Origin of the sequence: Nostoc sp. KVJ3 (assembly GCF_026127265.1) — a bacterium.
Lineage (GTDB): Bacteria > Cyanobacteriota > Cyanobacteriia > Cyanobacteriales > Nostocaceae > Nostoc.
In genome coordinates, this window is the sequence record NZ_WWFG01000001.1 from 3,645,426 (window position 1) to 3,665,399 (window position 19,974).

At 40.9% G+C, this 19,974-nt stretch carries 16 protein-coding genes; 13 read left to right on the forward strand and 3 right to left on the reverse strand.

Going from position 1 to position 19,974, the window contains the following annotated elements:
* Positions 1 to 48: 48 nt before the first annotated feature.
* On the reverse strand, positions 49 to 1,089 hold the full coding sequence (locus GTQ43_RS14530; protein WP_265273299.1) for an LLM class flavin-dependent oxidoreductase: 1,041 nt from the start codon (positions 1,087 to 1,089) through the stop codon (positions 49 to 51).
* 570 nt (positions 1,090 to 1,659) lie between these two features.
* Here GTQ43_RS14530 and sfnG point away from each other — a divergent pair.
* The 3 genes from sfnG (at position 1,660) to GTQ43_RS14545 (ending at position 6,404) form a co-directional block, all read left to right on the forward strand.
* The gene (sfnG, locus tag GTQ43_RS14535) at positions 1,660 to 2,757 is read left to right on the forward strand and encodes a dimethylsulfone monooxygenase SfnG (protein ID WP_265273300.1); all 1,098 of its coding nucleotides are present in this window, start codon (positions 1,660 to 1,662) and stop codon (positions 2,755 to 2,757) included.
* A 983-nt stretch (positions 2,758 to 3,740) separates the two neighbouring features.
* Positions 3,741 to 4,949: an SfnB family sulfur acquisition oxidoreductase gene (locus GTQ43_RS14540; protein ID WP_265273301.1), complete on the forward strand. Its 1,209-nt coding sequence runs from the start codon at positions 3,741 to 3,743 to the stop codon at positions 4,947 to 4,949.
* 402 nt (positions 4,950 to 5,351) lie between these two features.
* Positions 5,352 to 6,404 (forward strand): hypothetical protein, encoded by a 1,053-nt coding sequence (locus GTQ43_RS14545; RefSeq protein ID WP_265273302.1) that lies wholly within the window; start codon positions 5,352 to 5,354, stop codon positions 6,402 to 6,404.
* A 275-nt stretch (positions 6,405 to 6,679) separates the two neighbouring features.
* On the opposite strand, the gene GTQ43_RS14550 is transcribed toward GTQ43_RS14545, so the two are convergent.
* A complete protein-coding gene (locus tag GTQ43_RS14550; protein ID WP_265273303.1) occupies positions 6,680 to 8,302 on the reverse strand; it encodes an iron uptake porin in 1,623 nt (540 codons plus the stop codon).
* Between the two features lie 646 nt (positions 8,303 to 8,948).
* Here GTQ43_RS14550 and GTQ43_RS14555 point away from each other — a divergent pair.
* A complete protein-coding gene (locus tag GTQ43_RS14555) occupies positions 8,949 to 10,133 on the forward strand; it encodes an acyl-CoA dehydrogenase family protein (protein ID WP_265273304.1) in 1,185 nt (394 codons plus the stop codon).
* Between the two features lie 133 nt (positions 10,134 to 10,266).
* Here GTQ43_RS14555 and GTQ43_RS14560 read toward each other — a convergent pair whose 3' ends face one another.
* Positions 10,267 to 10,398 (reverse strand): hypothetical protein, encoded by a 132-nt coding sequence (locus GTQ43_RS14560; RefSeq protein ID WP_265273305.1) that lies wholly within the window; start codon positions 10,396 to 10,398, stop codon positions 10,267 to 10,269.
* Between the two features lie 719 nt (positions 10,399 to 11,117).
* Between GTQ43_RS14560 and GTQ43_RS14565 the strand changes: the two genes are divergently transcribed.
* From GTQ43_RS14565 to GTQ43_RS14605, 9 genes are all read left to right on the forward strand, one after another.
* Positions 11,118 to 11,399, forward strand: coding sequence for a hypothetical protein (locus GTQ43_RS14565; RefSeq protein ID WP_265273306.1), 282 nt, complete (start codon positions 11,118 to 11,120; stop codon positions 11,397 to 11,399).
* A gap of 139 nt (positions 11,400 to 11,538) precedes the next feature.
* Positions 11,539 to 13,851 carry a type III-B CRISPR-associated protein Cas10/Cmr2 gene (cas10, locus tag GTQ43_RS14570; RefSeq protein WP_265273307.1) on the forward strand — a complete coding sequence of 771 codons (2,313 nt, stop codon included), beginning with the start codon at positions 11,539 to 11,541 and terminating at the stop codon, positions 13,849 to 13,851.
* Complete coding sequence (locus GTQ43_RS14575; protein ID WP_265273308.1) at positions 13,848 to 14,606, forward strand: RAMP superfamily CRISPR-associated protein; 759 nt, start codon at positions 13,848 to 13,850, stop codon at positions 14,604 to 14,606. Before cas10 ends, GTQ43_RS14575 begins: the two co-directional genes overlap by 4 nt.
* On the forward strand, positions 14,603 to 15,901 hold the full coding sequence (gene csx10 / locus GTQ43_RS14580) for a CRISPR-associated RAMP protein Csx10 (protein WP_265273309.1): 1,299 nt from the start codon (positions 14,603 to 14,605) through the stop codon (positions 15,899 to 15,901). The genes GTQ43_RS14575 and csx10 overlap by 4 nt, the downstream gene beginning before the upstream one ends.
* Positions 15,898 to 16,377 (forward strand): hypothetical protein, encoded by a 480-nt coding sequence (locus tag GTQ43_RS14585; protein ID WP_265273310.1) that lies wholly within the window; start codon positions 15,898 to 15,900, stop codon positions 16,375 to 16,377. The genes csx10 and GTQ43_RS14585 overlap by 4 nt, the downstream gene beginning before the upstream one ends.
* A 30-nt stretch (positions 16,378 to 16,407) precedes the next feature.
* Positions 16,408 to 17,346, forward strand: coding sequence for a CRISPR-associated RAMP protein Csx7 (csx7, locus tag GTQ43_RS14590; RefSeq protein WP_265273311.1), 939 nt, complete (start codon positions 16,408 to 16,410; stop codon positions 17,344 to 17,346).
* Positions 17,339 to 18,355: an RAMP superfamily CRISPR-associated protein gene (locus GTQ43_RS14595; RefSeq protein WP_265273312.1), complete on the forward strand. Its 1,017-nt coding sequence runs from the start codon at positions 17,339 to 17,341 to the stop codon at positions 18,353 to 18,355. Before csx7 ends, GTQ43_RS14595 begins: the two co-directional genes overlap by 8 nt.
* Positions 18,343 to 18,915: a hypothetical protein gene (locus GTQ43_RS14600; RefSeq protein WP_265273313.1), complete on the forward strand. Its 573-nt coding sequence runs from the start codon at positions 18,343 to 18,345 to the stop codon at positions 18,913 to 18,915. Before GTQ43_RS14595 ends, GTQ43_RS14600 begins: the two co-directional genes overlap by 13 nt.
* A 1-nt stretch (position 18,916) precedes the next feature.
* Positions 18,917 to 19,969 carry an RAMP superfamily CRISPR-associated protein gene (locus GTQ43_RS14605; RefSeq protein WP_265273314.1) on the forward strand — a complete coding sequence of 351 codons (1,053 nt, stop codon included), beginning with the start codon at positions 18,917 to 18,919 and terminating at the stop codon, positions 19,967 to 19,969.
* The last annotated feature ends 5 nt before the right edge of the window (positions 19,970 to 19,974 follow it).

Here is a 19,974-nt window from a genome sequence, read left to right on the forward strand (position 1 = left end):
TTCGTCCTGACGGCGATTTATCGCGGATTTGGGATCTATATATTTTCATCAAAGAACCTTAACCAAACCGTATTGGGAGATGACTAGCTTATGGAAGCGAATAGTGTCTTCCAACATAGATTCAAATTTGAGTACTATTAAGTCAACGCCAACAGCTTCGTATTCTTTCAGGCGGTTAATAATAGTATAGCGATCGCCAACGAGTTGAGCAGATAAACCGAGGTTGGCTTCGATGGTTTGACTAATATCTAGTTTGTTGTGGGCAACGACGTTAGGATCGATTTGCTCTTGAAAATACTTAATTTGCTGCTCATCGGCAGAACGATAGATTGCTTCTAGTCTGGCTTCGGCTTGGGCGGTATGTTCGCCAACGATCGCAAATGCACTCATTGCTACTTTAATCTGGCGCTGGTAGCGATCGCTAGCCAATCTTTTCACCTTCTGCACCAATGCTGCCGTTTTTTCAGGTTCATCAGCATTGATAAATAGATAATCTCCCTGACGAGCCGCTAAGTCAATCGCCCGATCTGATTCCCCAGCAATGAAAATCGGTGGTGTTGGTGTAGGCTTATCTGGGAGAATACCACCCGTAATATTGTAATATTTGCCTACATAATTAAAGTCTTCAACCGTCCACAGCCCCTTTATTACATCAATGTACTCTTCTAATCGCGCATAGCGATCGCTGTGGGGTAGCCAGATATCTCCATAGCTTTCTACTTCTAATTTCCACCAACCTGCAATACCACTCAGAGCAAATCTGCCGTTACTAAGTTGATTTTGAATGTTTGCACTCAGTTTGGCAATGACTGCTGGCAATTTAAAACCAGGTTGTACGGCTGCAACAATCTTGATATTTTTGGTGTTCAAACTTGCTAAAGCGGCTGTAATCCAAGCATCAGAAACATTATAGTTAGGCCCATGAACTGCATTCAAGTAATGTTCAGGAATGTAATAAAAGTCATAACCTAACTCGTCTGCCTGAACTGCCAGTTTTACCAAATCTTGGGTAGATAAATTAGCCTCATGGTTGACAACCCGCAACCATCCACCACAGACCGGCGACCAAATTCCAAACTGAAGCGGCATAAATGTTTTTCCTGTGCTTTTTTTTACGAGACATTAACTAAACTACGATATATCTATCTTATTTACGTAGTTTAGTAGTTCACACTACCATATTTATTTCTGCTGTGTATAGTTGCAGATTACATCCCAAAAGCAGCCGATTATCACGTTATGGAATAGTGTCAAAACTTTGCTGAGTCCTGCATTTATCGTTGCGATCGCGGAATCAGGATGATAGCCGCCAAATCTAAAATGATCGTTAAATATCAAGCAAATTTGGGCTGTATTCCATTTTGGAATACAGAAATAGAATTTAAGTATATTGAATCACTACATTAGAAAAATTGTCATGATAAAGTCTGATTCATTAAAAATACGGTAGCGCTATCGAGCTATAGTATATTGCGACCATCGGAACTTGAAATTGTCTACTCATAAACTCAGAGTAGTCTCTAGCCGCCTTCAAGCTTTCGATTTTGACTAAGATTTTACCGGATCAAGTTTTAGCTGATTTGTTAGTGATGACAAATTAGGCATATTTCCTCCTTGCTTCTTTTATAACCAAGCAGTTTCAATTACAAGCGCACAATTATGGTAGATATTAAGTTCGCATACTGGATTCCCAACGTTAGCGGCGGGTTAGTTGTTAGTAAAATTCCCCAACGCACAGATTGGACTTACGAATATAATGCTCAACTAGCTCAGACAGCTGAAGAAGTTGGCTTTGAATATGCACTAGCACAAGCCAGATTTATCGCCAGCTATGGCGCTGAGTACCAGTTAGAGGCATTAACAACCGTATCCGCCTTGGCTCCTGTCACCAAGAAATTGAAGCTAATTGCAGCAGTTCACCCTGGATTGTGGCATCCGGGAGTAGTTGCCAAAATCGGTGCCAGCATTGATTTTCTCTCTAACGGTCGCTTTGCTCTGAATGTAGTTAGCGGCTGGTTCAAAGATGAATTCACTATATATGGTGAACATTGGTTAGACCATGACGAACGCTATCGTCGTTCAGAAGAATTTATCCGCGTTCTCAAGGGTTTGTGGACTGAGGATGAGTTTCACTTTAAAGGCGACTTTTACCGCATTAACGGCGGTTGGGTGAAGCCTAGACCAATTAATCAGAATCCACACCCAGAGATATTTCAAGGTGGTAACTCTAAAGCAGCGCGGCGCATGGCTGGCCGCGTTTCTGATTGGTATTTCATGAATGGTAACACCATAGAAGGTGTGCAAGAACAGATTGCAGAAGTGTCTGCATTAGCTCGTGATGAAGGACGCACAATTAAGTTTGGTTTGAATTCCTTTATCATCGTGCGAGATACGGAAGCAGAAGCCCATGAAGTATTGCGCGATATTATTGCCCAAGCCGATGTAGAGGCCGTGAAAGGATTTGGTGAAGCAGTGAAACAAGCGGGATCTTCTACTCGCGAACGTCAGGGAATGTGGGCAAATTCCAACTTTGAAGACTTAGTGCAGTATAACGATGGCTTCCGTTCTGGCTTGATTGGTACGGCTGAACAAGTCGCTGAAAAGATTCGCCAGTTCCATGAAGTCGGAGTTGATTTAATTCTCGGTGGCTTCTTGCACTACTCGGATGATTTACCTGCATTTGGTAAGACAGTAATTCCGATTGTGCGCGAACTTAAAGCTAATCGTCGGCCAGCTGATGAGTTGGTTGGGGTGTAGATTAAGGGCATTGGGCATTGGAGTTGTGGTGTAGATTAACGTGAGTTCCACAATTCATATCGAGTTCGCCTAATTAGTCTAATCAAAAGACCACTAAGAGGTTTTACTACGCAAAACCGTCCCTCTCCGAGTCGGCTCCGGTGTATACACAAGTCTGAAATGGCTTACTAACCTGGGTTTTACCCCACCCTAACCCTCCCCGTATGTATTGGGGAGGGAACTGGATTTAATGTTTCCCCCCTTTATAAGCTACGGTGTACACACAAGTCTGATCATCTTATCCACATCGTTTTGATCCCCCCTAACCCCCCTTAAAAAGGGGGGAACTAGAGTCAAAGTCCCCCAATTTATCGGGGGATTTAGGGGGATCAAGCCACATTTTGCACTCAGCACAGAGATGTGTGTACACCGTAGCCTTTATAAGGGGGGATTAAGGGGGGTAATCCGACTTATGTGTACACGTAGCTCCGAGTCGGAGAGGGACAAACTTGAGCTTTAGTTCAAGGCAGGGAGAGGTCTCAAACGCGAATACTAGCGGTTAGTACACATCTCAAAATCTCTGATATGAATCGGTTTTTACGTCACAAAAATCGATTGCTCAACTCAAATCATTATTCATATAAAAGGCTAGAGTTCAGTTCATTTGTTGTCGTTGATAGTGTTCGACAACAGTAAAATTCTCAACTGCTAGGTGTGCAATTTTGCTGTTCCACATTTTTTGAAGGCATGCATATATTAAGGCTTTTCAAGTAATTTAACTACACTACTCGGTTTGCATATATGTTTAGAAATACCATACAGATATCGCAAGCATTGTATCAGACCTCAATTTGAAGGATGGCCATCTTGTCCATCACAAAATATTAGATGGGCAAGATGTCCATCCCTCAAAATGGGATGTGCCGATCAAAATACAAATATTTTGCGTTGTCTCATAGTAGTGGCGATTATGAGTCACTCAATCACAATCAAGGAGTTTTACCATGACATCAGTAATTAATACTGAACAGAAGGCGCATATTATTCGGGATGACAAAGAAGCGATCGCGATCGCTCACGAATTAGCAGCTGAGTTTGCCAAGGGAGACTCAGAACGCGATCAAACTCGGCGTTTACCTGCTGAAGAGGTAGAAAAGTTCTCCCAAAGCGGATTGTGGGGGATTACAGTCCCTAAAGAGTATGGTGGGGCTTTTGTATCAAGTGCAACCCTTGCAGAAGTAATTAAAATTATCTCCGAAGCCGATTCCAGCCTCGGTCAAATTCCCCAAAACCACCTCTATATGGTGGAAGCAGTTCGCTTGGATGGCACCGAACAGCAGAAAAAGTTCTTCTTTGATTTGGTTTTACAAGGTAAACGCTTTGGTAACGCCTTCTCGGAAGTTGGTACTAAGTCTGTCACTGATGTCCAGACAAAGTTACAACCAGATGGTTCTGACTTCGTACTTAATGGACGCAAATACTACTCTGCTGGGGCACTCTTGGCACATTGGGTTCCCGTCATTGCTAGCAATCCAGATGGTAAAACAGTGGTGGCATTTGTCGAAAGAGATGCCCCAGGATTAACCCTACTTGATGACTGGACAAGCTTCGGACAGCGTACCACTGCTAGCGGCACTACCATTATTGAAAATGTGAAAGTTAAGGCAGAACACGTCATACCGCACTACTTAGCCTTTGAAAGGGCTACACCAATGGGTGCGATCGCGCAAATCATCCAAGCCGCCGTAGATGTGGGGATTGCCAAAGCCGCAGTCCGTGACACCATCCACTTTGTCCGCAAATATACTCGCCCTTGGGTTGACAGCAATTTAGAAAAAGGCTACGAAGACCCCCTGACACTATACAACTTAGGCAACGTGCAAATCCAAGTTCACGCTTCTGAAGCATTGCTACGTCGTGCAGGTGAATTTCTCGACATCGCCAACGAGTCAGGTTTAGAAGAACCCAAGGTAGTTGAAGCATCGATCGCAGTTGCTGAAGCCAAAGCATTAGCCACCGAAGCAGCAATTCTAGCTACCAACAAGTTGTTTGAACTAGCAGGTACTAAGTCCACATTGGAGGAATTCAACTACAATCGCCACTGGCGAAATGCCCGCGCCCACACACTCCACGATCCCGTGCGTTGGAAATATTACGCTGTTGGCAACTACTTCCTCAATGGCGTTTACCCCCCGCGCCATCCTTGGCTGTAATTGCCGAATTCTCTACTGGGGTGAAGCTGCACCAAATTTCCTTTACTTCTTATTTCTTTCTTTGTGCCCTTTGCGTCCTTTGCGGTTCGTTCCTCATATAGTTCGGCGCACCCTCATGCAGAACTGGTATAACATTTACCAGAATGCTCCCAATACGCTTGCGTTAAGGTTAGCAGTCTTTCTAAAAGTCATTTTTTTTTAACGAACCACAGAGGCAAGGCAGCGCGGTCTTGGGGAGCCAGTGCGGTCTTGGGGTCTCCCCAAGTGGAGCATCTGGCGTGGTTTCCCCCATGAGCGACTGCCGCGCAGAGAACGCAGAGAGAAGAAAGAGAAGGAAAATTTTTTTAAACAAGCGTATTGTGCTTTACCCCTAATAAATCCAACATTATTTAAGTTGATACTATGAGCGTTGCAAACCCAACCCAGAGGCGGAGTCTTTGGAAAAACCAGCCATTTAAGGGACTGCTTTTTATTGCTGTAATTGCTGTTATTAGCTATATTTTTGAACTCATCTTTGGTCAAATTATTCAGCTAAATGTGGGAACAAAATTGACCTATATCACAATATGCTTTGTCTGGTGGTGGCATCTAGGTTTTTCCCTTAACGGCTATCCAGGTTCCCGCTTTTCCTCTACCCGATTTGGACGAGGAACAGTGAATTTAGCAATCCTGTTGGCGCTAGTTTACATAACTGGAGAAGCCTGGAAATTTATCTTTGCAAAAGCAACTTTTGTTGATACACCTATTGGCTTATGGGGACAAACAGCAATCATCACAGCTGCTGCCAGTTTGTTCTTCTTTGACAACACAATTGTCACCACCGAGGAAGTACGTAACTGGCATCCAGTGAGCGGTTTTCTCAATATATTTTTTGCCATCTTCTTTATTGCTCCTGCACTTACCTTTTTGCCAGCAATGTGGGGACTGCAACCTTTTTATATCCCTTGGTACTGGTATCCTTGTTCTACAGTGTTTGGTAGTTTTTTTGAACGTTGGCCTTTAAACAAATTGGAACTACCGCAGCCACGTTTAGGGTTACTCCATGCAGGTGTTGTTTTATTACTGACTCTGATTACAGAATTATTCCTCAAACAGCTAGGAATGGATTTGTTTAAAACAACAACAGGCCCAACCTTTGCAGCAATTTGGACAACAGTTGGTTTAGGCTTTGTTTGGCAATTCAATATGTGGCCTTTTACAGATTTACCACAGCCGACAAAAGGTATAGTTGCATCTGTTGCTAGTTTAATAATTTCGGTCTTATTGTATCTGGTAACAGTATCTCTGGTAGGTCAAGAAAATATTATCCAAGGACTTTATTGGTGGTTTAATATCCTTTGGGTTCAAGTATTCTTAATGGCTCCTGGATTATACGATGGAATTAGCCTTTGGCAAGATGTACCGCCAATAGTTGAAGAGCAGCAACCCCTCAGCTTGAATCGTGAAGGACGCTAAAATAATTAGTAATTAGTAATTAGTTTACGACTTACGCAAAAACCCTCTGAAACTCTCATTTCTCCGTGAACTCTGCGCGGTAGTCGCTCATGGGGGAAACCACGCCAGATGCTCCACTTGGGGAGACCCCAAGACCGCACTGGCTCCCCAAGACTGCGCTGCCTTGTCTCTGTGGTTCGTTTTCTCTTATTCGTACGAAGCAAGTGGCGTTTGAAGAACGAAACCCAACATTTTCATTGATTTGTTGGGTTTCACTTCGTTCTTCCTGAGATTATCTAAAAGGTGAAGGTTGTTCTTACAGTGCCAATTACCGCATCTTGATTGTCATTATTTTGACCAGGAGCCGTTATCCAAATAACGCCGGGGGTGATGGCAATATTATCTGTAAGTTGATACTTGTAAAAGCCTTCAATATGTAAGGATAAATCGTTTGCAGGTGCTGGATTTCCACCCCGATATGGTTCTGCACCTACAAGAACGCCACCAAGGTTGCCTTGTTTACCTAAATCTGGGAATGCCAATCCCAAAGCATAGTACCAAATCTCTGCACTACCACTACCAGCCAAATTTTTGGCGTTAGTGTAGCCAAAGAAGCCATTGACTGCAACTTTAGAACTGAATTTGTAAAAAGCTTCTGCTCCATAAGAGTTTGTAATTACTTCATCAAAAGGAGTGTTGGCTTGTGCAGTTCCGACGATCGCTCCACCACTACCAATATCAAATATCGCTCCCCGATTTTGATAGGCATTTACATAAGTCAAACCAATGCCAGAGTTTTTGTTAGGGTTCCATGCTATTTGTGCGATCGCGCCATATTGACCATTAAATAGGCCGCTCCCTACTTGAGGACTGGCATGATCTCCTGCTAAATAACCCAAGCTCAATACTACTTTCTCACTGAGTTTGTAATTGATTCCAGCACCAGCACCACCACCAATTCTATAGATAGGGCTAGACGAAGCAAATTCTGTCAGAGCGCGACCGCCTCCCGTGGCACTATCTAAATAGGGACTGAGAGTAGGAATAAAATCAAAAAATACTCCGTTTACTGCTCCTACATAAGCTTCTATTTTGTCTCCAATCGGGAAGTAATAGGCGAGCCAATCGAGAAAATCACTGTTGTTGGCTGGAGAAAGATTAAAGGTTTGAAGTCCTTCGGCTGTACCATTTGGCAATCTCAAAGTAGTGGCATTTCCACCAGTTAAACGGACGTTCAGAGTGTCTCTACCTGTAAAACTACTTTTGAAAACGAGGCGGACTCTATCTTGAAAAACTGTGTTGCTATTATTAACAGAGCCACTGAAGGCATTTGTGATGGCGAAAATTGCTTCCGCAGACAGTTTTGTAGTTGTTGAAAACTGATGTGCTTCGAGTTCAGCAGTGCGAGATTCTAAACTATCAACGCGACCCCGTAGAGTTGATAGTTCAGCAGTAAATTCTTCTTGCAGCCTTTTTACAGTAGTTAAATCTTCTTTGCTAACTAAGTCAGATGTAGCTGTTGCAATTAGCTCGTTAATCCGAGATAAACAAGCATTTAAACCTGCTGCAAATTCATAGCGAGTTATGGCGCGGTTTCCCCGATAAGTACTATTTGGATACCCCGCAATACATCCATAACGCTCAACTAAAGACTGGAGCGCTTGAAAAGCCCAATCAGTTGGCTGCACATCTGAAAACTGTGATACAGATGTTACCTGAGACATACTGTTTGTCTGTGGAACGCTTGCATCACTATTGATTGCGGGAATTTTAGGCGTTTGTGCGATCGCAGTTGGTATATTTGTTTGAGTCCCAGCCACTAAATTACTGTCTTCAGCATAAGCTGATGTGCTGCCTAGCAAAGTAGCTCCCACAATCATCGATTCCATGAATAAATTATGAAATGAACGATTGAACATTTCTATCACTCCTCACATTTTTGGTTTGAAAGATTTAGTACAAGTCATCAGACATTTCAGTGGCTTGCCAAGCTAAAAGATTATGGCTAGCTCTGAAAAAGTTGAATTGTTCTGATACTCGAAAATTTTCACTAATATCGTTAAACTTCCAGATATATCAGTGAATATCTGGCATTCTAATCCGCATATTTCAGTGGAGAAAAGACTTTTTTTCACAGATATCTAATCCCTATATAAGCTGGTCTATTTGCTAAGGGAATATTTATCTGTAAAAATATTTAAATTTAGACAAAAATCAGATTTTTTGTTGCCATTAGTAACTATCTACTGTTTACTTATCTAGTTAAAGTAGATTAGCAGATTCAACTTATTAATATTGCATATATACTCTGGGAAAACAAGTACATTAGAATAATTTTTTTAATTTACTTGCTTTCTATTTGACTCGGAAGCAAGTATTTTTTATCCTGTACTCAAAACCTATAAAATTAGCAAAATTAGTTTAATTTGGACTTGCTTTCTTAGTTATAGTATGCAATTATATCTATATAGTACGGTAGTTTTATCAAAACGCTGTAGATTAAAAATTTTCCAGCCAAATTTATAGTTGCTCCTCACAGAGGGTTAGCAGGAGAAGTTGCAAGATATGCAATTAATAGAAACGAAAGAATCTCAAAATTATTTGGATATAGCTAAGTCTTTAGCAGAGGAATTTGCCCAGACTGCTGTAGAGCGAGATGCCCAAGGGGGAACACCAAAACATGAACGCGATCGCTTGCGCCAAAGCAACTTATTAGAACTTATTATACCTACAGAGTACGGAGGGTTAGGGCAAAACTGGATTACTGTTCTGCAAATTACCCGCGAGTTTGCCAAAGTTGATAGTTCCATTGCTCACGTCTTTTCTTATCATCATTTAGGTGTAGTTATTCCTCATATCTTTGGTTCGGCAGAACAAAAACAGCGATATTATTCAGAAACTATTGACAACAATTGGTTCTGGTGCAATGCCCTCAATCCATTAGATAAAAGAACTACTCTCATACCCGAAAATGATTATTTCCGTCTCAACGGGATTAAAAGCTTTTGCTCTGGCTCTCAAGACTCGGATATATTGCCGATTTCTGCCACTAATCAAGAAACTGGGGAATTGAGTATTTTGGCAATTCCCACCCAACGGCAAGGCGTTACAGTACATCATGATTGGAATAATATCGGGCAACGCCAAACAGATAGCGGTAGTGTTACATTTGAAAATGTATTGGTATATCCTGAAGAAATTCTTGGTAGTAGAGACAAAGCAAGTCAACCCTTCAGCACTATTCGCGCCTGTTTAACTCAATTGAATCTTGCTAATATCTACCTGGGAATTGCACAGGGAGCATTTGAAGCTGCTAAAACATATACTTCCACTAATACCAAACCTTGGTTGACATCTGGTGTCGAGAGTGCAACCCAAGATCCTTACATCCTTCAGCACTATGGCAAAATCTGGGTTGATCTCCAAGCAGCCGTGTATCTAACTGAACAGGCGGGAGTATTACTACAAGCAGCTTGGGAGCAAGAATGGTCACTTACCGCCGAACAACGGGGAGAATGTGCGCTTTTGGTTGCTAGTGCCAAAGTTTTCGCCACTAGAGTCGGTTTAGACATTACCAACCGCATCTTTGAAGTTATGGGCGCACGCGCTACTAGTGCCAAATATGGCTTTGATCGTTATTGGCGTAATCTCCGCACGTTCACTCTGCACGATCCAGTAGATTACAAAATCCAAGATATAGGAAAGTGGGCGTTAAATAATGAACTGCCAAAACCCAACTTTTATTCATAGTAATTCTTTCATCTAAAGACCTATTACATAAATCAAAAATACAGAAATTATTTGTTAAGCGTAGGTAGGGAGTAGGGAAGAAGCCTTTTTAAGTTGCACTGAGTTTTTTCAGGAAGGCATACCCGCAGAACCTTTAGAAGCGATCGCCCCCAGTGATTCGCCCAGGTGGAAGCAATTTTATCAGTGCGTAGACGCTTCGTCTTGTCGCAGACATCGCTTGCCCTAACCCAGAACCACCAGTGCTAAGAGAGCGATCGCTATTCACTCAATAAAAACCTTTTTCCAAGTTACAGCAGGTTAATTAGCAGTTTTCATCCTCACAAGGGGAAGTAGATTGAAAACAAACCAAAGCCTTTCATTATATTTTCCTGAGCATTTGTTTTAATCCCCTTAAAGGGATTAAAAAGTATAACAAGGCGATTAGCTAACAAGATTAGTAAATGAACTACTAATCTCTATGATGATAATCCTTAATCCCCTTGCGGGGAAGTATTGAAACTAATAATTTAAATGCTCACAATACACGAGAGCGTGAGTTTCAATTCCCTTGCGAGAAAGTATTTTTATTAGTTTTCCCTACTATGATATCATAATATCTCTAATTTTTGTTTTTCCGTAGTATTCAACGAAATATTTCATTTAGAACAACACAAAAAAAGTCTTGTCGCCTATAATTTATCAATACTGATAACTTCAGTAATCTAAATTGCTTCCTAATCCGCCTTGTGCTTTAGTTATACAGCTCAGAGCTTTTAGTTCTCCAAGAAGGACTTTGGCTATCAGCCAGGGATTTGATTTTATGGCAGTTATTGGATCTAGTGTAAGTTTTCAGTAAGTAACTCTTTTGTTTGGAGAATACTATGATTCGTTAAAATGTATTATTGACGACAAATAAAGGCATAGATCCCCTAGGTTCTATCCTAACTAAAATTTAACTGCTCAGAGATACGCGAGATTTGTGAAGTTTAATTAAGGAATAAAGTCATGAAATTCGATCAAAACAGTCCCCACAGCTATAGAACGATACCATCTTCGGACGTAGCTCCGCAGATTCATATTACCACCAATAATCATTACCACAATTATTACCCTTTTCCTTTTCTCCCCAATCCGCCACATCAGAGCCAGAGGAGTTTAGAAGAGACAGCTAGCACTGTCAAGATAATAAAGTCAGCAGTGTCAGCATTGTCAGCATTGTCAGCAGTACGAACAGCATTATTTGTTTGGCAATTATTGGTATACCTATTTCATTCGTTAATGAAATAATACTCTGTTGAGCAAACTGGAAGTACATCTAAACTGAGCTTTAATTTGCACTAAAGTTAGGTGTGAGTAAATCTTCCAAAGATCACTAGTCGTCAAAAAGGACACCTTTCAAGGGTGTCCTTAATTTTCAAAGGTCATCATGAACGATTCTCGTACACGCACAATTACTGCACTAGCCTGGTGTCTTGCTTGGAGCAAAAATAACGATCGCATTCAAGATAAACTCAGTACTTTGCATCAAATACGACAGACACTTAAAGATGATCAGGATGTGCCGGAAAGTATAAAATCTGTTGTTACACAAGCACAACAACTTTATGATATTCCAGAGAAGTATTTCCCCAACACACTCAAAGACTTAGAGAAAGATTATCAAGACCTTTGGAACGATAAAACGCCCATTGGCTTAGTTTATGGTGGTGCGACAAAGATTAAACAATACGTTTTTGAAGCTGCTAAACTCAACGATATTCGAGGCGCTTCGGCACTTCTCGATCGGATCAATCTTGACGATCTTCCTGGATTTTTCGGTGATGGTAGCCATGTAAGGCGTATACATAAATGGCTTATTAATAATGAATTTGCGGATTTAACCAAAGCACTCATCCCAGAACTGATTATCTACTCTACAGGTGGAAGTATTCTTGCTTTTTGCCCTGCCGCATTTACTGACAAACTCGCCAATGCAATTGAAAAACGCTACACTCACGAAACTCTGACTGCCAACTCCTGTGCTGTTGGTGACACTTTCCGCCTTTTAGAATTCCGGTTCGGGTTGCTGCAAAACCCAATTGAAAATACGCTATGGCTTGAAGAATACAGGAAAAAACCAAATAATCCCATTATTAAAGCTTATTTTGACCAATCAAGTGAATCTGACCCAGAAAAGAAATTTTGGCAACGCAAGAATTTTAACGAACTTGTGGGAAAACTTGCCAACCAATTTACCCACCGCCGCAACGGAAATGCATCACCAAAGACAGAACGTCCGAGTCGTTCCTACCCGCCGATGTTTGAAACTCATCCCTACTTGCAACGGGATGAAACTGATAATCGATCTGCTGTGGCAGAAACGAATTTACCGGGAACGCCTAGTTTTTCTGATGCCCTAGCACGAAAAGTCATCGTCGGACAGCACAGCAAACGCGATGGACTGCGACAAGGATGGTATGATGAAAAATTTGGATTTTGCCGAAAGTCAGGGAAAAAGGAGTTATGGAAACCTGGCTATTTCCCCAGTTGGGTGACAAGGTTTCGACAATTCCTAGAAGGTGAAAATCACGAAGGTTCAGGATGCTTAGAGGAATATTATCGAGTAACAGAAGGCTCTCCAGTCACACAAGCTCTTTCTTTACGAGAAATTGGTAACGTTAGCACACCTCGCGGCTTTGTGGGTTATATTTACGCCGATGGCAACAATATGGGTGGCTACCTCCGCCAGCACATCCGCACACCAGAAAAATACCGCGAGTTTAGTGAACAAGTTTTGAAGGCAACGCAGAATTCTGTTTACATTGCCCTAAAAAAACATCTTAAACCCCGCCAACTCAATCATCTCACTGATCCAGATAACGCTTATCGTAATGGACAGTGGATTTATCCTTTTGAAATTATTACCATTGGTGGCGATGATGTGTTGTTAATCGTACCTGCGGATAAAGCCTTAGATATTGCCAAAAGCATAGGTGAAGAATTTGAACGAGAAATATTAAAATCACCAGGATTTAGGCTCAACACACCCTACGACCCTGAAAAAGTCCACCGCTACCAAGGGGAAAAACCATCTGAGTATACATACCAGTGTGAATTAAGTATGTCCGCAGGTGTGCTGATAACTGCCGAAAATACACCCATTTACTACGCAGAAGAACTTACCAATCAACTGCTGAAATCATCGAAGAAACTCGCTAAAGACCTAAAACGTGACTATCAGTACTACGGTGGAACGGTTGATTTTTTAGCATTAAAAGCCGTAACAATGATTGCGTCAAATATTAAAGATTTCCGCGAAGAAGGATTAACAAAAGATAATCTCAAGTTCTACGCTTCACCTTATACCCTTCATGAACTAGGAGGGTTATTGCAGACTGTGGAAGTACTCAAAAAAGCTAATTTTCCGAAATCGCAACTATATCAAATTCGTAGTTTGTTAGAAAGAGGTAAACATACTGCTATCTTAAATTATCGCTATTTCCGAGTACGACTGCAACAAGGACAAAACGAACTAGAAACTGACTTTGAGAAGGCATGGTGTAAACCAAAAGATGAAACTAATCACGGTAATCTTGCTCCGTGGATGTCCAGAAAATCAAAAGAATCTGATGCAGATGCAGAAAAAACTATCTATGAAACTATTTGGCGTGACTTGGTAGATTTATACCCGTTTCTAATAGAAAAGGAGCAAACACCAGCTAATCAAGGGGAACAGCAAGAACAAGGAGTAAACCAATGATTTATCTGAATGCACTTCCTCAAAGAGTATCTGAACATTGGTCAGTGAGTGCAATTATTGATACCGCTTTGTGTGTTGGTGCAGGTGGCTCATCTGGCTCACTTGCAGATAAACCCATTGTCCGCAATGCCCAAGGACAACTGCTGATTCCTGGTTCTCAAATTAAAGGTAGGCTACGCCACGAATGTGAAAAACTCGCACGGGCGTTAGGCTGGCAAATTTTTTATGCACCAATAGCAACAGAACTTTGTCCAAATGAAGGTCAAGTTTGTAGCGAATTTAGAGAAATATATCAAGTTAGTGGCTACAAAGGCTACCACTGTGTTGTCTCACAAATCTTTGGCGATCCAATCTTACCATCCCGCATAATTGTGGATGATTTTACCTGTGTAACACCAAAAGACGAACTACTAGAAGTTTTGCGCCCTGGTGTCACCATCAACCGCCGTCGCCGCACTGCTGAAGAAAATAAACTCTATCTGCTAGAAACATCTCCTGCGAATGCCCAGTTGGAATTTAAGGGTGATATTTACTTACAGTCCCCCTTTCAATCTCACAGTCCTGACTTAGCAAAGCCCTTAATTTTTGCCGCCTTACGTCGCATCTATGCTTTGGGAGGCAGTAAATCAACAGGTTTGGGATGGTTGCATTGGGAGAATTTACCGACGTTATCTTCTGATGACGCAATATGGTCTAGCTTGGATGCCAAGCAGTATCTAGCAAATCATCAAGTTTCAGTCGGTGGTGCAGCATGAAGCGAATTGAACTGACCATCACAGCATTATCACCCTTGGCAATTGGTCGGCAAAAACCAGGTGGTTCTATCAACGAGGTCGAACAATACATTCCAGGTTCGGTGTTGCGTGGTGCGATCGCTAAATATATCCTACACCGTGCTGGAATGGAACTCGAAAATCTAGCAGCGAATGGCGGTGACTTTGCAGAGTTATTTTTGGAAGAAAACCCAGCCATCTTTCAAAATGCTTACCCCGCAGTTGCTAAAGTAGGCAGTAAGTATCAAATACTAAATAATACTATCAAAGTTTTACCCGCAACTGCTGTTAGTTCTAAAGCAAATCCAGGCTTTTTACATAAAGGGCATGGTGTATTTGATACATTAATTGATTCGTTTTGCGCTGAACAATTTAACCATCCCTATGACCCCAGTAGTTTGAAAGCATTAGAAGACGGGGTAGACCCGCGAGTTGAAGCCTACAATTCCTTGTATAGCAAACATGACCAGCATTACTGCACCCATACTGCTACAAGTCGTCTGTTAACGCGGGTTGGCATCAATCGTTATCGTGCTACATCTAGTGATGATATTTTATACAGTATTGAGGTTCTGAATGAAGCGTTTTCCACTTTAAATAAGGGCAAAAATAAAGAATGGAGTAACTACGTCTATCGTGGTTATGTTAACGTTCCTGATAACTCGTTAGGCAAAAAACTCACTAATTTTATCAACGATAATTCTGAAGTTTTTCGGCTCGGTGGTTCAGTATCGCGAGGGTTGGGTAAAGTCAAAATTACTGCCAAAGAAATTCCACTTCCTGATGATATTCCTAGTCGCATTGATGCATTTAATCAAGCGTTGCAGATACGCTGGCAACATTGGTCTGATGCATTTGGCGAACCTAACCCAATGAGCAATACTCTTACAGAGTCACTTCGCGATCGCACTTTTTTTACACTCAACTTGCACTCAGATGCAATTTTGACTGAAGATTGGCAGCGTACCACAGTAATTTCACGAGAAATGTTCAAGGAGTTTGCGGTTGTAGAAGACCCTAGCTTACAACTCCACACTGCTTATAGTAGTTACAGTTACAGTTCGGGTTGGAATAGCGCTTGGGGTTTGATGAAAGATGTTGAACTTGTAACTAATAAAGGGTCAGTTTATTTATTTAGTACTCAAAATCGGCAGATGTGGGAGGATGCACTCTCTAACTTAGAGTGGCGGGGTGTAGGCGATCGCACCAGCGAAGGGTTTGGACAGGTGGAAATTTGCAACGAGTTTCATCAAATATTTCGGGAGTGTGCAGTATGACAAATTTGACTGAACAGCAACAAAAACTTCAGAAGCAAAGAGAAATACAACATAAAGAACTCAAAATTCAAAAAGAAATTCGCCAAATTGAAGATGATTTAGTCATAGCTATTGAGAAAATTCTAGATCGTCAAGACTCATGTAAGAATTTAGAAGAAGCACAATATCGTAATTTAATGCATGTTGCTGATACGACTGAGAGTACCGAAGTCATTAAAAACTTTTTACGTTACCAGTTAGGCAGAGATAATAAGTGGGGAGAAGGAGAAAATTCACTAGCGGAAAAAATTATTCGTGATATTGATAATTCACTTTATACCAAAGCTAAAGAAATAGTTAATAAGGTGAAATATACCGAAAAACTTAAATTTGTTTGGCTGGAATTAACTCGCCGTTATCTTGGTTACGGGTCACGCCGTCTCAAATATTTGAAAGCTGCCAAAAAATCAAAATCTAATAATAATCAAGATAAATAATATTTTTTTAGTATTTAGCAGGTAAACACTATGTTTGAAATCTTTAAGAATCGTCTACAAATTATCGGTATTCTCGAAACTGTTACAGCTTTAAGAATCAGTGCTGGACGTTCCACAGAACCAATAGGCTCGGATTTACCAGTTATCAAAGATGCTTTAGGTAGACCTCTAATACCAGGTTCGAGTTTCAAAGGTGCATTACGTTCACGACTGGAAAGTTTTTTGCGCGGAATTCATCTTGATTTTGCTGCCAACCCAGCCCAAGAAACAGATTGGTCAATTCCTCCAGATATGATGTCTGAATTTAAAGAGCAAATCAAAAATTTAAAGCCACAAGAGAAAGAGGAAGAATTACATAATTTTATTATCAATAAAACTGATTTAGTTTCTTCGCTATTTGGTTCACCTTGGCTAGCAAGCAAATTCCAAATTCGTGATTTAACAGTAAGTGACCCTGAAGAAAATTGGTTTGGGCAGTATCAAGAACGCGATGGCGTTGCCATTGATAGAGATACTGAAACTGCTGGTGATGGTAAACTTTATGACTTTCAAGTTGTACCTGCGGGGACTCCATTTATATTTCGCTCAGTTATTGAAAATGCTGAAGAATGGGAATTAGGGATGTTGATGATTGGCTTGCACCAGTTTCAAACTGAACAAGTTCCCCTTGGTGGTGGACGTTCTCGTGGATTGGGAGTTGTCAAGCTCATAATTAATGATATGAACTGGGTTGATGTCCGAAATGAAAATTATAAACGAGATAAAAATTACAAACCGCAAACAGACCCACAGAAAGTAAAAAATTATCTCAAAGCTTTGATTGATAGCAACCCTAACCCAACTTCTCCCTATATTGATGCCCAACCTTTAAAAAAAGCTTGGGCGGACACTTTTATTAATCACCTTTCTAGCGAACTGCATAAGCGCACCAATACCACAGCAACTTCTTCCAATCAAAATCATGCATAAGCGATTTGTTAACCACTGCACACTTGACCTGACAATTATTCCAGATGGCCCTATTTTGATTAAATCTGGTCGAGAAGGTGCAGACCCCACTAAACCCCAGATGGAATTTGTCGAAACTTTCCATGCTGGCGGACGCACAATTTATCTTCCTGGCAGTTCCCTCAAAGGTGCAATTCGCGCCCACGCAGAACGTATTGTGAGAACGGTAGGTCATCCTGAATATGAAAAACCATCTGACTCGAAACTTATTTGGGCGAACAATCCGTTGGATACTGATAAATACGATTATTTATATGAAAATCCTCAAGCTGAACAAGGAGTAAAAAAGAAATTATCCGCACCAAGAATATACAAAGAATCATCCTTCACCGATCAGATATTTGGCAATATTGCGATCGCCAGCCGTTTCCGTATTCAAGATGCTTATCCTGATACCTCAGTACCAGTAAAAATCGAAGAACGTAATGGTGTCGCCATTGATAGAGTATTTGGTTCGGTAGCACACGGGCCTTTTGATTATCAAGTTTGCACCAGTGGCGCGTTTAAAACCAAAATCCACCTAAAAAACTTTTCGCTGGCACAGTTAGGATTAATTGCACTTGTGTTACGTGACTTAGATGCAGGCTGGTTTGGCATTGGGTTTGCGAAATCACGGGGGTTGGGTATAGTTCGCCTAGAGTACAACAGCGCTATTGTGCAGTACCCAGGTTGCATATTGCGCGACAAGCAAATTTACTCATTTGGCAGTTCAACGCCGTGGGATAAGGTTTATCTTTTAGGGGCTGGAGAATTTTTACGAGGTGATAACGGCAATCCTTATAATTTCCCAATTAACGACCAAGAAAAACAAGAAGTAAAAGATATTTCACCAACAGCAATGGATTTTAACTTTGGCGTACAACTGCGTTGGGAAGGTGATGGTAAAAATGGTGTCCCAGATTTATTTACCAAAGCTGTTGCTGCTTGGAGTAAGTTGCTGCAAACTGGAGGTGCGGTATGTGCTTCGTAGGGGTAAATCAGCAACCGCTATCTGCGGAAGAATTAATTAAATTACTTCAAACACTCTCAACTCCACCCAGTTATTACTTTTTACGCTGGGCGCATCGGGTGGGAGGGTTTTGGCGACTAGGTTCGGAAGATTCTGAATATTCTAGTTTGGAAGATGATATACGCGATCGCCTACAACAAAATCCCATCAATCTGCAACCAAATCCTGTCAAAAATTCTACCCCCAAACAACCTGATGAAACTTTCCCCAGCCCACAAGGACAGTTATTTAATTCAATATTAGAAGTACGTTGGCAGCAAAAGCAAGGAAAATATCAAGTGTTACTTCTCAGTTCCCAAGATGAAGCAGCCATTTTTAAGCCTCAAGATGAGCAATATAATTTTCATGCCATTAAAGGTAATTGGGAAATTTTAGAGCAAAATGCCTTATTGCATTCAGCCACAGAAACTCGCTTTCCTAAAGGTTTAAATTCTGAAGATATAAAAAATATTGCTCAAAGATATTTTCGGAATAAAGACACTGCTACGGTTCACTTTGTTGCACTAACGATTAAAAATTAGCATGGCTAACAATTCCTCCCGTTCTCAAAATTTTGGTGGCTCAAATCAAGAACGCGGCCCCAGACCATACGATTTTGTTTATTTTCTTAACAAACCAGCAACTTCAAATAGTCCTCCCGGACACCATAAATATTTACCTAACCATTTACATGGCACTTTATTTCTTACCCTAAAAGTTCAGACATCACTGCACATTTCAACTGGTGTAGTGCTGATGGGAAGTGATATTAATCGAGAAAACATTCCTTTAATCAAAACAATGGTTCAAGGGAATGACAACGAACTATTAATTCAAGGTAGTTCTTTAAAAGGTTGTATCCGTTCAGTTTATGAAGCAATTACTAATAGTCGTGTGGGAGTCAAGCCCAAAAACCCTAATGAATACCCCAAAGAACGTCTACCAGCCACTGATAAAAACCAACTTTGTCCTACTAGTATAGTTTTTGGTGCATCTGGGGAAAAATGGGGATGGCAAGGGCTGATAACAATTCAGGATGCTCATTGTGAAGTGAGAGGTTTTGAAGTTGGTTTTATGCCTAATCTTTGGAGACCAAGACCGGATGAAAATCAGGCATATTATGACGAGAGGAAAACCGTAGGTTGGAAGTTTTATTACAATATGAAAAATTCTATTGACAAAGGTTTAGATAATGGTATTCCTGTCCAAGTAGCATTTAGAAATGACGAATTTAGCACTCAAGTAAATTTTAGAAATCTCAAGCCAGAAGAATTAGGAACTTTATTGATTGCTTTGGGACAAGATAAAAACTATCCTCTAGTCTTAAAAGTTGGTGCCGGTAAGCCGATTGGGATGGGGAGTATGAGCGTAGACATCACTGAAGCTGAAATCCTTCAAAATCAAGCTGATTTACATAATCGCTATACGTCTTTGGCTCTACCAGAGAATCAAGTTTTAACTGATGAATCGCTCAATGTTTTCATTCAAAATAAAATTCAACAAGCACATGAAGTATTAATTGAACAAACTCAATTAAAAAAACTATCAGAAATTCTCAGTCCTTCTACTAATCGTATCCCTCACGAAAGTTATTAATTAAA